At 35.1% G+C, this 16,517-nt stretch carries 10 protein-coding genes; 2 read left to right on the forward strand and 8 right to left on the reverse strand.

The window, feature by feature from the left end:
- Positions 1–111: 111 nt before the first annotated feature.
- The 6 genes from ACM6F9_RS04500 to ACM6F9_RS04525 all read right to left on the reverse strand — a co-directional run bounded on the left by ACM6F9_RS04500 (position 112) and on the right by ACM6F9_RS04525 (position 9,652).
- Complete coding sequence (locus ACM6F9_RS04500) at positions 112–3,150, reverse strand: choice-of-anchor I family protein (protein WP_414844590.1); 3,039 nt, start codon at positions 3,148–3,150, stop codon at positions 112–114.
- Positions 3,151–3,292: 142 nt separating this feature from the next.
- The gene (locus ACM6F9_RS04505) at positions 3,293–3,442 is read right to left on the reverse strand and encodes a hypothetical protein (RefSeq protein WP_156106575.1); all 150 of its coding nucleotides are present in this window, start codon (positions 3,440–3,442) and stop codon (positions 3,293–3,295) included.
- On the reverse strand, positions 3,439–4,092 hold the full coding sequence (locus ACM6F9_RS04510) for an NAD-dependent epimerase/dehydratase family protein (RefSeq protein WP_414844591.1): 654 nt from the start codon (positions 4,090–4,092) through the stop codon (positions 3,439–3,441). Before ACM6F9_RS04510 ends, ACM6F9_RS04505 begins: the two co-directional genes overlap by 4 nt.
- A 327-nt stretch (positions 4,093–4,419) precedes the next feature.
- Complete coding sequence (locus ACM6F9_RS04515) at positions 4,420–5,304, reverse strand: exopolyphosphatase (protein WP_414844592.1); 885 nt, start codon at positions 5,302–5,304, stop codon at positions 4,420–4,422.
- Positions 5,301–7,373 (reverse strand): polyphosphate kinase 1, encoded by a 2,073-nt coding sequence (gene ppk1 / locus ACM6F9_RS04520; RefSeq protein ID WP_414844593.1) that lies wholly within the window; start codon positions 7,371–7,373, stop codon positions 5,301–5,303. The genes ACM6F9_RS04515 and ppk1 overlap by 4 nt, the downstream gene beginning before the upstream one ends.
- Positions 7,374–7,474: 101 nt before the next feature.
- The gene (locus ACM6F9_RS04525; protein ID WP_414844594.1) at positions 7,475–9,652 is read right to left on the reverse strand and encodes an alpha-galactosidase; all 2,178 of its coding nucleotides are present in this window, start codon (positions 9,650–9,652) and stop codon (positions 7,475–7,477) included.
- Positions 9,653–9,872: 220 nt separating this feature from the next.
- On the opposite strand from ACM6F9_RS04525, the gene dnaK reads away from it, so the two are divergent.
- Entirely contained in the window at positions 9,873–11,771 is a 1,899-nt protein-coding gene (dnaK, locus tag ACM6F9_RS04530) for a molecular chaperone DnaK (RefSeq protein WP_414844595.1), read from the forward strand.
- Positions 11,772–11,971: 200 nt separating this feature from the next.
- Here dnaK and ACM6F9_RS04535 read toward each other — a convergent pair whose 3' ends face one another.
- A complete protein-coding gene (locus tag ACM6F9_RS04535; RefSeq protein ID WP_414844596.1) occupies positions 11,972–14,167 on the reverse strand; it encodes a prolyl oligopeptidase family serine peptidase in 2,196 nt (731 codons plus the stop codon).
- A gap of 135 nt (positions 14,168–14,302) precedes the next feature.
- Entirely contained in the window at positions 14,303–14,470 is a 168-nt protein-coding gene (locus ACM6F9_RS04540; protein ID WP_414844597.1) for a hypothetical protein, read from the reverse strand.
- A 255-nt stretch (positions 14,471–14,725) separates the two neighbouring features.
- Between ACM6F9_RS04540 and ACM6F9_RS04545 the strand changes: the two genes are divergently transcribed.
- Complete coding sequence (locus ACM6F9_RS04545; RefSeq protein ID WP_414844598.1) at positions 14,726–16,450, forward strand: helix-turn-helix domain-containing protein; 1,725 nt, start codon at positions 14,726–14,728, stop codon at positions 16,448–16,450.
- Positions 16,451–16,517 lie beyond the last annotated feature (67 nt).

Genomic DNA, 16,517 nt, shown 5'->3' on the forward strand with positions numbered 1-16,517 from the left:
GATATAAAATGATTTTTTCAAGAATTTTAAAAGTTAAATCATCTTAAATTTCTCCATAACAAAAAAGATCCGGAAGATCCGAAGCCTTTTCAATCAACTAAATAGTATATTTTACTTTACAATAACCCTTTTGATGTGCCCTTCCGAAGTTTTTACAAGATAAACTCCTGTAGAAAGGGTAGAAGTGTTTATTGTTAAAGCATTCTTTTCTTTTCCGATTAACTTTCCGGACATATCGTACAATTCGTAATCCTGTTTTCTGTTAAAGTAAAGGGTATTTCCTTTGTTGACAGGATTGGGGAATACATTGAAGGTTGCTTGCTCAGTTTTTATTTCACCAGTTCCAAGTGTTGCTGGCATTGCCACTTCATACATAGACAACGTTCCGCTGATTTCATTGGCAACAATCACATAACCTTTATTGGTGGTTGTATTTTCAGGAGCAATGTAGGTGATTCCTTCAGGGCCGTTATCACCTCCGTATGCTGATGTCGAGCGGGAGTGTTTATAATCAGTAAAAGTAGGGTTATTAGGATCCGTGATATTATACACCATAACTCCTCCTGTTCTTTCCAATGTGATGAAAGCATAAGTCTGCCCGTTGATCTTTCCTAAAGCTACTCCTTCCGGCTCAGGACCTTTGGCGCGGCTTCTGTTTTTAGCACCGTTGGATTCATTATCCGCATTGAAAATTAATGGATGATTAGCAGCAATATATCGTTCAAACTGATCTCCACTGTCATATACAATCTGTTTGGTATCAGCATTGAAAATGGAGAATGAACGCGCTCCTAAAGCCGCCATTTCTTCAAACTCTGCATCTCCGTCTGTATTTCCTGTAGCAGATGAAACCCTGAATCTTCCAAGGTTATAGGAAGCCTTTAAAATATTGGAATTCGGGAAAAGAACTGGATCTAAAATATAAGTGTTAGCGCCAACGGTAGTTCTTTCGCTGAATCCTGAAAGATCTTTTTCATCACCTTCATTAGCAGTTACAATATAGTTGGTGCTTCCTACCTTATAATTTTGTACAGCATCCGGAACATAGTAGGCTTTTACCGGCCAGTTGGCAATTAAAACTTCTCCATTATTGTCTGAAGCATCAAATCCGTTCCCCGGAAGGCTCATGTCTTTTTTGCCTAATCCCCAGACTCCTGTAACGGTTTTGGTTGCCAGATTAATCTCAGCAATGGCATTGTTTTCTTGAAGCGTTACCCATGCTTTCTGACTGTCAGCGCTGATGGTTACATATTCAGGTTCCAGATCCTGAGAAAGGGTATTATTTGTTCTTACTTTTCTTAAGCCAGTAGCGGTTAATGCTGCTACCTGAGAATCAAAGCTATTGAAATTAAGAGTGGTTACATTAGTTTGGGTAAGGTTTCCGATCCCTCCGGAAATATCAATGATGCTGATGGTTCCTTCAGGATCTACCGTATAAGCATCATTAGGTTCTCCTTCATTGGCAGTAACCACTTTTGTTCCATCCGGTGAAAACGTTACCATGTCAGGTAGAGCTCCTACAGTTACTTGTTTCAGGAAATTTCCATTAATATCAAAGAATACTACAGAACCGTTTTGCTGAGGATCGGTGTTAGGAGATGCGGCTGCAATGATTCCGTTTTTTACAGCAATACTTGTGATTCCTCCATAAGGAGCCATATTCACTGTTTTTACTACTGATGGTGTTGCAGGAGTACTGAAATCAATAATATCAAAAACATCCGTAATGGAGCTGATGGTGAATAAACGTTGTGTGGATGGATCATGAACTACAATTTCTGTAGAACTGCTATTGCTTCCTGAAGGATCAAAACTTAGGAGATAATTCAGCTGAATCTGATTGGAAGGAACCGGAGCCGGTTTATCATTATCTACAATATAAACAGTTGCAGAATTGTCTCCTGAAATAGTAGCTCCAACCGGATTTTCAAGGCTTACAACAAAATATTCTGACTGTTGTTCTGCCAAGGTGTCATCAATAATTGGAATATTAACCGTATAACTCGTTGTAGATGGAGTAATATTGATTGTTTGATTGGCTAAAGTAAAATCATTGCTGTCAGCGGTACTGAAAGGCGCTGGCTTTACAACAAGATTGACAGTAGCGTTTGATGGATTGGTGATATTGATTTTAAATGCGAGATTTCCTGCATTTTCATTGACTTTGATGAAATTCTTTTCTAAAGAAATGGTTGTTCCGACAGTTGCAAAAGTGCTGGAAGTAACGGAAGTAACTCCATTGTCATTGAAATCTTCAACCATATTAGGCTTAAGAGCTACATAATAAGTCTGTCCCAGCGCAAGTCCGGAAGTTGGGATTACAGTAATGGTATTGTTGCTGAAAGTCGTTGTGAAGGGAACTTGGGTACCTGTCGCATTTCCAAGACGGAAATCGATGAGGTTTTGTGCATTAGAATCGTTGATCGCGGAATTATCGGTTAATCTTACATTTTCATTAAAAGATAAGGTAGGATTTACAGTCGTTGAAACATTATTTGTGTTATTTGCAGGAAGGTAAGTGACTGTTGGTGGGGTAGTATCAACATTTCCAAGAGGTGTTGCATCTACTGTAAAGTTATCAAAACGATTGTTTCCCCCTGTTCCTCCTCCTGTAGCGGAAAACTCTACTTTTAATTTAAAATTCGGGTTGTTACTAGCTCCCTGTATAGCAGAAAAGTCCAGTGTAACAAGCTGTGGATCGGCATCCTGAGGACTTACCGTCTGAAGTTGTACAAAAGTAGTTCCGTTGGTAGAATAAGACCAGGCTTGAGTTCCTGCCCCCTGTGCAGATCTTCTGGTAGTAAACTTAACAATTACATTATTATATCCTGTTGTAGGAAGATTAAATTGTAGAGCTCCTCCAATGGGATTATTGAATCTTAAATGAGTTCCGGAGCCATCACCGTTTCTTGCATTTAAATTTTGAGAATTAAAATTTTGTCCGGTACCTCCGGCAAAATCAATTACGCTTGTTCCTCCTGCTATAGCCGCAAGAGAACCGTTCACCAAAGTAGACGAAGGTGTAGTGACTGTAGCCGCAGAAGAGTTATCGTTAAAATTCCAGTAATGAATCAGTGTCTGTCCGAAAAGACCGCTCTGGAAAAAGAATGCGGCTATCACAGACCCTTTTAATAGGTAGTTGTTGATCATTTTTTACTTCAATTAGATAAATGCAAAAATGAACTTTAAGTTTCGCAACTATTTTAATGGAATTTTAAGAAATGTTTAAAAAATAGGTTTGTTTTCGAATAAAAGACAAAATTATGTTGGAATGAGGAACTTTAGAATAAAATTATTTTCCGGATTTTCCGGAAAAGTTTAAAATCGTTCCTGATTTATTTCCTTCCAAAGGATGCTTCTGCATATAAAAATATCCTGAAACAGCAGTCACAAGCAAGAGTACAAAAATAACCAGAACAATTCTTTTTAACATGTCTCTCATATCGCTAAATTTTTAATGTCTCTAATTTCTAAAGTAGATGTAGGGTATCCGTTTTGTGTCACTTTGATCATTGCTCTACCCACTTCGTGTAAAGTTAATGATTTTGATTGAAAAAAAACAGGAAAAATCCAAATAAAAGGTTTAAAAAACCATTTTACATTCAATTGACCTTCAACAGGTTTCATGAATCCGGGACGGAAATTATAAGCTCCTTTGAAATTCATTTTTTTCAGATCATTTTCTGTTTTGCCTTTTACGCGTGCCCACATCAGTTTTCCACTCTCTGTGCTGTCTGTACTTGCTCCGGAAACATAGCTGAATACCATGTCCGGATTTTGATTCAAAACAGCTTTCGCAAAGTGAATGGTTGTATCGTAAGTAATTTTGGTGTAATCTGCTTCATTCATCCCTACACTGCTGATTCCTGCACAGAAAAAACAGGCATCATACCCTTTCAGTTTTTCATCATGAAGATCGATGGATAAAAAGTCAGAGATAAGATATTCTTTCAGCTTGGGATGTATTTTTCCGGAGGGTTTTCTGCTTATGCTCAGGATTTCAGAAACATTAGGGTTTTCAAGACATTCCATTAAAACACCTTCGCCTACCATTCCCGTAGCTCCTGTAATAATTATTTTGATTGGGTTCATTGCTTTGCTATTGATATGGGTATGACGGATGAGGGTGAGGTTTTACTTTAAATTTTTTAGATAAAAGATAAAAGATAAAAGATAAAAGATAAAAGATAAAAGATAAAAGATAAAAGATAAAAGATGTTGTCTTAAATATCTTGATTCAATAATTCAATAAGGGTGGGATTTAGCCAAAACTTAATGACAGAAGGAGGTTTTATTACAAATTATTTGAAAATATGGAGATTGCTTCGTCGCTTTGCTCCTCGCAATGACAGTGAGAAAAGTCTTTAAAATAAAAGCCAGCACAAAAATGGCTGGCTTTCAATACTATCGTTTTTGCTGTTATTTTTTATGTTGCAGCTGGCTGTAAATATTGTGAATTAATCCGTCTGCCACCGAAATTTTTGGAACAAAGATTCTGTTGATATCAGACCATGACATTACATTATTGAAAATGCTTAGAGCATGTACCAGTACGTCAGCGCGGTCTTCTCTCAGGTTGTAATTCGTCATTCTTTCTTCCACGGAAAGTTCATTGAATTCTTTGTAAACCTTTTTCAAATGAGATAAAGACATTGGTTTTCCGTCTTTGGTTTTGCTCATGGAGAATACTTTGTTGATGTTTCCTCCCGATCCAATCGCAACAATTGGTTTTTTGCTGACAATATTGTCCTTGATTTCATCCTTCATTTCTTTCCAGTTTTCTGTGGTAACCAGATTGTTGAGAAGACGGATAGTTCCGATATTGAACGATTTTTCGTAAACCATTTTACCATTTTCGTAAAAGGTAAGCTCAGTAGAACCCCCACCTACGTCAATGTATAAATAGGCGAATTCTTTGTCAAGACCTTCTGCGACATGGTTTTCATAAATAAGAGTAGCTTCTTCATCACCGGAAATAATTTCAATATCAATTCCTGATGTATTTTTTACCAGATTGATAATTTCATTACCATTGGCTGCATCACGCATGGCGCTGGTAGCACAGGCTCTGTAATGATCTACTTTGTATATTTTCATAAGGTCACTGAAGATTTTCATGGAATCAATAACCATTTTCTCTCTTTCCGGACCTATTTTTCCAATGGTAAAAACATCCATTCCCAGTCTCAGAGGAATTCTGAGAAGGTTTAGCTTGATGAATTCAGGTTTTCTGTTATTGATCTTTACTTCATTGATAAGAAGGCGGGCTGCATTACTCCCTATGTCTATCGCTGCTATCTTCATTTTTTAGTTGTTTTAGCTTTTAAATATTTATAGGTTTCTATTTGTGAACGACATTCTTTTTTATCATTTCGTATATATTCATTGCTCAGTCGTTTGTCCAGAATTCTGGCTTTTACATTATCCCTAAGTTGAATATCAAGAATATCTTTTAATTCTTTCTTAAGGTTTTTGTCAGTGATTTTAGCGGCTGCTTCAATCCTGTAATCCAGGTTTCTGGTCATCCAGTCAGCGGAAGAAATGTACATATCTTCTGATCCTTTATTGTAGAAGTACATTACTCTGGCATGTTCCAGATATTCGTCTACAATACTTATGGCTTTTATTTTTTCTTTAAAATCCTTCTGGTTTACGGCACAATAGATTCCTCTTACTATTAATTTGATAACCACTCCGGTTTTGGCAGCATCATATAGTTTTTCTATTAGCAGTCTGTCGCTCATAGAATTTACCTTTACGATGATTTCTGCCCTGCGTCCGGCTTTGGCTTCTTCAATTTCTTTATCAATATGGTGAACAATCTTTTCACGCATAAATTGAGGGCAAACTAATAAATTTTTACAAGTTTTCAAAATCGGAATGAAATCATCTTTCGGTTTTTTCAGTACATTGAATACTTTGTTGATGTCTGCCATGATGCCGCGGTCGGCAGTCAGCAGCAGGTGGTCACCATATATTCTGGCTGTTTTTTCGTTGAAATTTCCGGTGCTTACAAATCCATACTGGATAGTTTTATTGTGTGCTCTCTTTTTGATTACACAAAGTTTGGCGTGTACTTTTTTGTTGGGAATCCCGACAAGGACGGTAATTCCTTCCGGTTCCAGCATATCTTTCCATTCCAGATTAGATTCTTCATCAAATCTTGCCTGAAGCTCCAGCATTACAGTCACTTCCTTACCATTTCTGGCAGCATAGATCAGGGCATTGATAATTTTTGAACTGCTCGCCAGACGGTAAGCGGTGATCTGTATTGATTTTACATCCGGATCCATAGCAGCTTCACGCAGAAGGTCAATAACAGGATTATACTTGTGGTAAGGGAAAGTAAGAAGGACGTCTTCTTTTAGAATAACATCTGTTACCCTTTCTCCATGTTCAAACGCCTGATGGGTAAAAGAAGTTCTTTCCACAGGTCTTTCATACTTTTCAAACACATCAGGAAAGTCCATGAAATGCTTGAAATTATGAATTTTTCCTCCGGGGATGATACTGTCTTTCTTCGTCAGGTTCAGTTTTCTGATTAGGAGTTCCAGCAGGGCCTTATCCATATCTTTATCAAAAACGAAACGGGTAGGTTTTCCTTTTCTTCTGTTTTTGAGTCCCTTTTCTATCTTTTCAGCGAAGTTGGTTCTGATATCATTATCCAGATCCAGCTCGGCATCTTTTGTTACCTTAAAAGCGTTGGCAGAGAATTCATCATATCCGAAATAAGAGAAGATATGTGGAAGGTTGAATGTGATGACATCCTCTAACAACATTACATTTTTTTCTTCCGGATCTTCCGTTGGCAGCAATACAAATCTTCCTACAAAACGGGAAGGAATTTCAATAATGGCATAATTGCTGGAATATTGCCAGTCTTTTTTTCTCATAGCAACACCCAGATAAAGACTTTTGTCTCTCAGATAAGGCATTGGCGTATTTTCATGTAAGAGAATCGGAATCACATTAGATTCTACCACTTCATCGAAATATTGTCTGACAAATTCTTTTTGTTTTGCTGTCAGATTTTTTGAGTTTTTAATGGAAACTTTATGATCAGCCATTTCGGTCTGGATTTTTTTCCAGGTTTTATCGAAATTCAGCTGCTGTCTCATTACGATCTCATTGATTCGCTGAAGGATTTTGGAAGGGGGCTGGTAAAAAGACTCTGCAATCACTTTTTCCTTAAAGTCCATGGCACGCTTTAATCCGGCAACACGTACTCTGAAAAATTCATCTAAATTATTGGAGAAAATTCCGAGGAAACGTATTCTTAAATGTAAGGGAACTTTTTCATCCATAGCTTCCTGCAAAACTCTTTCATTAAAGGCAAGCCATGTAATATCTCTTGGATTAAAGTGTATTGACATTCTAAATGTGTATATTTTATCAAAAATAATGATTAGTAAAGACTCTTCCTCTATTTCTTAGGTTAAACTTTGATTAATTTTATGTACCGATTAAAGTGGATTTAATTTACGGCTTTTAGTTCAATGATACTACTTTTTATGCTTCCGTTTAAAAACCATTGAAGACCTGCTTTCATCAGGTAATCACCTGAAAATACTTTTCCATTCTGAGGTAACTGTGGTTGAGACTCATTTTCCAGATTGAGTTCTGTTAGCAGATATTTTTTATCTGGATCAAGCCCCATGCAATATATAGGGACAAAATAGTCGCCCAATTGAGTATTCAGATTATAGGCATAGAGTACTGCTTTATTTTTGGATTTATCGGTAAGCATCCAGGCCGTCTGGTGATTGTTGTAAGGGGCTATTAATCGGTATATTTCACCAGTATTGAGAAGGTTTTGAATATTTTTATAATTTTCCAGAGCTTTTTGAGAAAGTTTTAGCTCCTGGCTGTTCATTTTACCAATCTGTATATCGAAGCCAAGCTTTCCACTCATGGCTACATCCAATTTAAACTTTAAAGATTGCTTCCCCCAGTTGGTTACGTGGGCACATTGGATTCCCATAGGAAAAAAGTAGGAATACCCATATTGGATAAATATTCTTTGCAGAGGGTCTGTATTGTCACTAGGCCAAAATTCATTGGCGTATTTTAAACCTCCATATTCAGCACGGCCGCCGCCACCGCTGCACCACATCAGCTCTACATCAGGATATTTTTGCCGGATCTTTTGTAATATTTTATAAAGATTCAAAGTAAAATCAATGTACAGATTATTTTGTTTGTCTTTCAAATATTCTGAGAAGACATTGGTCATATAACGGTTACAGTCCCATTTGATATAAGTGATATCCGGATTCTCCTGAAGAATATTATCGATGACTTTAAAAACGTGTTCCTGAACTTTAGGATTGGTAAGATCCAGTACCAATTGTGATCTTCGCAGATTTTCCGGTCTATTGTTTAATTTTAAAATCCAATCAGGATGTTTTTCATATAATTCGCTTTTAGGACTTACCATTTCGGGTTCTACCCAAATGCCCAACTTTACATGATGTTTTTTTGCCTCATTAACTAGGAACGGTAGACCATTGGGTAATTTTTTTCGATTAACCTGCCAGTCTCCCAACCCGGATTGGTCATCGTTTCTGGGATATTTATTTCCAAACCAGCCGTCATCCAGAAGAAAAACATGTACGCCTAAATTTTGTGCTTCGTTTAATAGGGTGGTGAGTTTTTGCTCATTAAAGTCAAAATAAGTGGCTTCCCAGTTATTCAAAAGTGTTGATTTATTTTCTTTTCCTTTATAAACCCCATAATTGGCTGCCCATTGATGAAGATTTCTGGAAGCCTGTCCTTTCCCTGAATAAGAATAGGTATAGATAAAGGAAGGCGTAATAAATGAGGTTTTGGGAGCTAGTGAATATTCAGATGAGTAGTTATTAATACCTGGTAGAATCTGAAGAAGATGTCCAATGTCTTCGCTATAACGAATATTTTCAAAACCTAATTTAAAATTTCCGCTCCATGCCAGTGTGCCGGCTAATACATTTCCCTGCTCCTCAGTAGCCGGAGCATTTATTGAAAGCATAAATGATGGTAAGTCAAAATTTGTTGCCCGTGTTCCTAATTTAGATTCTATATTATGAATTCCTTCCGGAAGTAAACTTTCCTGTATGCGCATCTCATTGGCCCAATCACCAAAAAAGTGTGTGAGATAGTAGTTTTGAGCAGATAATTGGAGAAATGCTGAAGAGAAATATTTTAGAATAACGGGTTTTTTTTCCTCATGTTCTATTTCTGTCCATTGTTCAATTACATTTTCATTTTTATATGCTTTAAAGTGCAACGTTACATAAAAAGGATATTGTGGGTCTTTGAGCCTGATTTCCGTAGATTGAATGTTTTCTTCTGTTTTTGTATTATAATTAAGGTATTGAAGTTCCAATGACGGATTATTATCAGCATGCAGTACTCCCATTGCCGGCTCACGAACGGGACCTGTACCTTGAGTAATAAGAGAAGAAAGAGTAGGTGATTTGAGCTGAGCATATTCCAAAGGATTTTTTAGTGCTTTTCCAAAATATAATTGAACGAGTTGATTCTGGGGATTTGTGGAATAAACAAGCGCTGTATTTTCTGTTGATATAGTGATAAAGGGGGCAATCTTTTGAGCTTGTATGGTGCTACAACTGAAAAGTACACAATACAGAATTTGTAAAAAGATTTTTTTCATTGGATGTGTATATTTTCCTAAAGATATGGAAAATAGATGAGCCAAATCTGCTTCCTTAAAGAAGTTTGCCAGAAAAAATTTCCATATTAAATTATGCAAAACCTCGATTTATCGGGGTTTTTATTTTTATTGTGTCATTTTGTCATAATTCTTCAAATGGTACAGATATTGAGAAATTGAGAGTGTAAATTAAATTAAAATAGAAAAAATATAAAATATTATGAGTAAAATAATTGGAATTGACTTAGGAACAACCAACTCTTGTGTTGCTGTAATGGAGGGTAAAGACCCTGTTGTTATTCCTAACGCAGAAGGTAAGAGAACTACTCCTTCTATCGTAGCTTTTACGGAAGATGGAGAGAGAAAAGTAGGTGATCCTGCAAAAAGACAGGCTGTAACGAATCCAACAAAAACTGTTTACTCTATCAAAAGATTTATCGGAACTCACTTCAAAGATGATGCTTCTGAAATCACAAGAGTACCTTATAAAGTGGTTTCCGGACCAAACGATACTGTAAAAGTAAAAATCGACGATAGAGAATATACTCCACAGGAAATTTCTGCAATGACACTTCAGAAAATGAAGAAAACTGCTGAAGATTATCTTGGACAGGAAGTAACAAGAGCGGTAATCACTGTTCCTGCATACTTTAACGATGCACAGAGACAAGCTACTAAAGAAGCCGGAGAAATTGCAGGTCTTAAAGTAGAAAGAATTATCAACGAACCTACAGCTGCAGCGTTAGCTTACGGCCTTGATAAAAACCATAAAGATCAGAAAATCGCAGTATATGACCTTGGAGGTGGTACTTTCGATATCTCTATCCTTGATTTAGGAGATGGTGTATTCGAGGTATTGTCTACAAACGGTGATACTCACTTAGGAGGTGATGACTTTGATGATGTGATCATCAACTGGATGGCTGATGAGTTCAAAGCTGAAGAAGGTGTAGATTTAAAATCTGACGCTATTGCTCTTCAAAGATTAAAAGAAGCGGCTGAAAAAGCGAAAATTGAATTATCTTCTTCTCCTCAGACTGAGATCAACTTACCATATATCACAGCTACTGCTACAGGTCCTAAACACTTAGTGAAGAGTTTAACGAAAGCTAAATTCGAGCAATTATCTGCTGATCTTGTAAGAAGATCTATGGAGCCTGTTGCTAAAGCATTAAAAGACGCTGGTTTATCAACTTCTGATATTGACGAAGTAATTTTGGTAGGTGGTTCTACAAGAATCCCAATCATCCAGGAAGAAGTAGAAAAATTCTTCGGTAAAAAACCATCTAAAGGAGTTAACCCGGATGAGGTTGTAGCTATTGGTGCAGCTATTCAGGGAGGTGTATTGACAGGTGATGTAAAAGATGTTTTACTACTTGACGTTACTCCGCTTTCTTTAGGTATCGAAACAATGGGTTCTGTATTCACTAAATTAATTGAAGCGAATACTACGATCCCAACTAAAAAATCTGAAGTATTCTCTACAGCTTCTGATAACCAGCCAGCTGTAAGCATTAGAGTAGGACAAGGGGAAAGATCAATGTTCAATGATAACAAAGAAATCGGTAGATTCGATCTTCAGGATATTCCACCAGCACCAAGAGGAGTTCCTCAAATTGAAGTAACATTCGATATTGATGCTAATGGTATTCTAAGTGTATCTGCTAAAGATAAAGGAACTGGTAAAGAGCAGACTATCAAAATTCAGGCTTCTTCAGGTCTTTCTGACGAAGAAATCGAAAGAATGAAGAAAGAAGCTCAGGAAAACTCTGCAGCGGATGCTAAGAGAAAAGAAGAAGTTGAAATTTTCAACAAAGCTGACGGATTGATCTTCCAGACTGAAAAGCAATTGAAAGAGTTTGGTGAAAAACTTTCTGCTGACAAAAAAGCAGCAATCGAAGCAGCTCACGCAGAATTAAAAACAGCTTTCGAAGCTAAAAATGTTGATGACGTAAAAGCTAAAACTGAAGCGTTAGATGCAGCATGGATGGCAGCTTCTGAAGAATTATATGCAGCTGGTCAACAGCCAGGTGCTGATGCAGGTGCTGGAGCTCAGAACGCTGGTGGAAACGCCGGAGCTGAAGATGTACAGGATGCAGACTTCGAAGAAGTAAAATAATTATTTGATTAATAATAATTAATAAAATATAGAAAACCCCATAAACAACTGTTTATGGGGTTTTTCATTTTTGATATTCTCTCTTATTTTATTTTTGTGTTTTTAATGAGCTATTGGTACCGACTAATGGTCAACTTCCAATAGAACAAGAGAATTACAAAATTAAATTGTATATGAAGGACACAAAAAAAGTGTACTGATTATTTAGTAATATCTCCGGTTGGCTGATAATCTGGTACCCCTAACTGCCATAACGCAAACGCAAAAATATCTCCAATATTAGCATATCGCTGTACTGTTGGTATATCCCCTCCGTGACCTCCGGCATAATCTATTTTCAACAAAATAGGATTATTAGAAGAATTATCCGCTAACAATTTGGCAACAAATTTTGCAGGGATCCAGGGAGCTACCCTGGGGTCATTAATCCCCGATGTGATAAGAGTTGCAGGATATTTTACTCCTTTTTTTATGTGATGGTAAGCATCCATTTCCAATAGCCCTTTAAAATCAGCAGAATTATTTAGATTACCATATTCTTGAGCTGCAGATTTCCCTACACCTCCAAGTTCGTTTCTCAAAGTATTTAGAACTCCTGATTCTATAATTACAGCACCAAAAAGGTCTGGCCTTTCGGTCATTGCTCTTCCCATTAATATTCCGCCTGCACTTCCTCCCAGGATGGCTACTTTCTTTGGTGATGTATAATTTTTATTAATTAAGTATTCGGTACAGGCAATCAAGTCTTTCCAAGAATTTGATTTTTTGGATTTTTGCCCGTCAATATGCCATTGTTCTCCTTTTTCTCCACCACCTCTTACGTGCGGAACAGCAACAATTCCCCCTTGATTCGCCCACAATAGGTAACTGATAGAAAAGTATGGAAAATAGGATTCTGCATAAGCACCATAACCATTCATAAGGATTGGAATCTCTCCATTCCTTTTAATGTTTTTATTGTAAATTAAAGATAATGGAACCTCTACGCCATCGTAAGACTTTACCGTAATTTCCTCAACTACAATATCTTTGAATTCTGGATAATCAATGATCGGAGCAATATTTTCCGGGGTAAATTCACTCTTTAGCAGGTCATATTTAAATCTTTGCTCATCATTGGCCCAGCCTGAACAGCTGATCCATATATCCGAAAAATCTTTTCCTTTCGCTTCCAAATATATATTTCCGGATACAAATGGGGTTTTTATATTGTGTTCTTTTCCCTCTTTGTACAAATATAATTTTGCTTCTACACCATTTTTTGTCCTGGTATAATATATTCCATCTTTCGTTACGGCATATCCTGTTATTACTTCATCTGCCATTTCAGGGACTAATATTTGCGGATTTTTGAAGTTTGGATTCTTAGCGCTGGTCTTACAGAGTTTGTAATTTAAAGTATTATTATAGCCGGATAAAAAATAGATATCATCTCCAGCTAACCGCATAGATGGTATTTTATCTTCTTTGGTATACAAAGGTTTCCAGGTCTTTTTACCATTTAATAAGTCTTGCTTACTGATAATAAATGTTCTCCTAAAATCTTCTGAATCTACCAGATTTCCAACATAATATTTGTCATCGGCATTAAATGCCATAATAGCCGGGTATGTATTTTCTTCTATATTTAGATTTGGATTATTAGATCTGGAAAATACATTATTTAACTTTTTTGGATTTTCACCGATTTTATATAAAATTGTTTGAACATTTTTTACATAATCTTTAGAGTTACTGTCAATGACAGGATAATAAACATAAAAAAATCCTGAATTACCCTGTAACCATTTAATACCTCCAATGCTGGAAGGATTGGTGTTAGTCACAACTTCCGGATGAACATATTTATTTTCTACATCTATTACAATAACCTGAGAGATTTCTTTGCCATCTTCAGTTAATGAAACAGCCAATCTGCTTCCATCCCAGCTGGGACTTAATAGATTGACTAAAAATTGATGTTTAGATTTATTTGAGGAATCTTTAAAAGAGGATATGAAACTCTCCGGATCATACAGTAACTGTTCCGTTCCGTTAAAACCATTTCGATAGTAAACTTTTGCAGTTCTTTCTTCAGCACCTTTTTTCAAGTAGAAATATTTATCATTATCAGTTATTTCTAAATCAGATACTGAATACCCCTGCCTTTTGTCAAATTCTAAGCGTTTTTTAAGATAATAATCTCTATTAGGGATTTTATTAATCAAAAAATTAGCGTAATCTGTCTGCGATTTCATCCATCGAGCAGTTGCGGAATCTTTTAAATTTTCTAGATTTCTGTAATCATCAGTAATTGGGGAGCCAAAATAATGATCAATAGCAGGCACAGAAGGGGCTAAATTTGTTTTTTGCGCACCTAAGGATAGTGAAAGAAAAATAAATATATATATTTTCATTTGATATTAGGATAAACAACCTCGGGGCAAGCCCACTGGGTATTACTGGAAATAATTTTTTATTTCGAAGAAAAGCGCTATGTCTTTTCAAATCTTAACTCTTCTTCCCCGAGGTAAAATTCAAAAATTTTTTGATTAAATTTTGATTGGCTGCTGTGGATCCTTACTAGCATTGTCTGGAAAAGCACAAGTCCTGATCTTTTCTTCTAAACCTTTTCCTCCTTTGATAGAATTTAAATTGATAATTTTTGAGATTTTTACTTTGTTAAGCGAAAGCTTTTTCTCATTAATGTTCTTCTCCATTTTGAAATTTTTAACTTATTTAATTATGCAAATAAAATAATATTTTTCGAATCCTGCTGGAACTAGAACTATAAATTTATAAATCTATAGTTTTTTATTTATAAAGATTTGAGTATTGTAAATTGATTTTTTTTGGAATGATGATTTTCAATTATAGTATTAAAAAATAAATTTCACTTATAATATTAAAAATAGTTTTTATTATATTACTTGTGATCAATAAAATGGATATTTTTGTACTGCATACTGTAGTTTATGAAAAGTCTAAAATATTTTTTCTTTCTTTTATTAGCATACAACCAATATTATTCTCAAAATAAAGTTTTAATTGATACTTTGTCTAAGTATGACTATTTAGAATTAGAAGAAAAATTCTATAATTACAAAGACAATAATAAAATTAAAGAATCTAAAATCATTGCTGAATACTACTTGAAAAAGGCAAAGAAAGAGATGATCATCAATAATATTGCTGAAGGGTATGTATTCATGCAGTATAATCAGAATTTAGCCGCCTCCCTAAAATACATAGATAGTTTAGAATACATTAGTCATAGACTGCATGATGATAGATATCCTGCTCGTATCTATCTGCTAAGAGGTAAACTGTATTTTGATTATGATAACGAAAAATTAGCGTTGGATAATTTTGTAATTGCGCTAAGCCATGCCAAAGAAAAAAACAACAAACGACAGATTGCTATCGCTGATCTTCAAATTGCTTATCTAAATGGATATATTGGAAAACATAAAGAGACCGTAAAGGTTCTGAAATACTATTACGGACATCCTGAATTTTTGACTCCCCAAGATATTGAACACATTCAAATAAGTTTGGCAGATGCATATATTGACATTTATGAGTATGATAAAGCATTAAAACTAATAAAAGATGGACTACATGATGCATCAAAAAATAAGGCAGAAATAAGATATAACAAGTATTTAATCTTGTTGGGCAGATATAATTTTGAAACTAAAAATTATCACAATGCGATATCAAACTTAGAAATCTGCAAAAAATATTTTTTACAGAATAATCTTGATTTTGACGCTAATTATACTATGTTATATTTAGGAGAATCATACCTAAAATCAAATGAAAAAGATAAAGCTGCAGAAAATTTTGTTAAAATTGATTCTATTATTCAAAAAACGAATAATACTTTTCCTGAACTTCGTGATGTTTATACTTATCTTGTAGATTATTACAAAGAGAAAAAAGATAATGAAAAACAACTTTATTATATTGAAAGATTCCTGACAGTTGATAAGATTCTTGATTCTCAATTTAAATATGTATCGCGAGAATTGCCAAGAAAATACGATGCTCCCAAACTCTTAAAAGAGAAAGAAAACATTATCAATGACTTAGAAAAAAAGAAATACTTTCTGTTTTCCGGTTTAGGCATTTTACTGTTGGCATTAATTGCTGTAGGTTTTTTCTTTTATAAATCTAGAAAATCAGAAAAGAAATATCGAAAAATAGCGCAGGATTTAATAAAATCTATTAATGAAAAGAAATCAGAAATAGAGGAAAAAGAAGAAAGAAATGATTTTATTCCTTCTAAAATTGAGACCGCTTCAAAAATTGAAAAATCTGTAATTAGAAATATTTCAGAGAATACTGTACAAAAGATTCTGAAAGAATTAGAACGATTTGAGAACAACGAATTGTTTTTACAAAAGGGAATTACTTTAAGCAGTCTTGCAAAAGATTTTAAAACAAATTCTGCATACTTATCCGATGTGGTGAATACTTATAAAGAAAAGAACTTTGCTTCTTATCTCAATGATCTTCGAATAGATTATGCTTTGAACAGATTAGTACAGGATAAAAAATTCCGTTCTTATAAATTAACTGTTGTTGCTGAAGAATTAGGCTACAATAATGAGCAGGCTTTTGCTTCCGCTTTCCGAAAAAAAACAGGAACCATTTTAAGGACTTATATCAAAGAAATTGATCAATCTCAGGAATAACTCATCATTTTTATCTTCTAAAATTTTCTTTTTTCTTGTAAATGATATTCTTTTCTTGATATTATGT

The sequence above is a fragment of the Chryseobacterium sp. IT-36CA2 genome (genome assembly GCF_949767875.1).
Classification (GTDB): domain Bacteria; phylum Bacteroidota; class Bacteroidia; order Flavobacteriales; family Weeksellaceae; genus Chryseobacterium.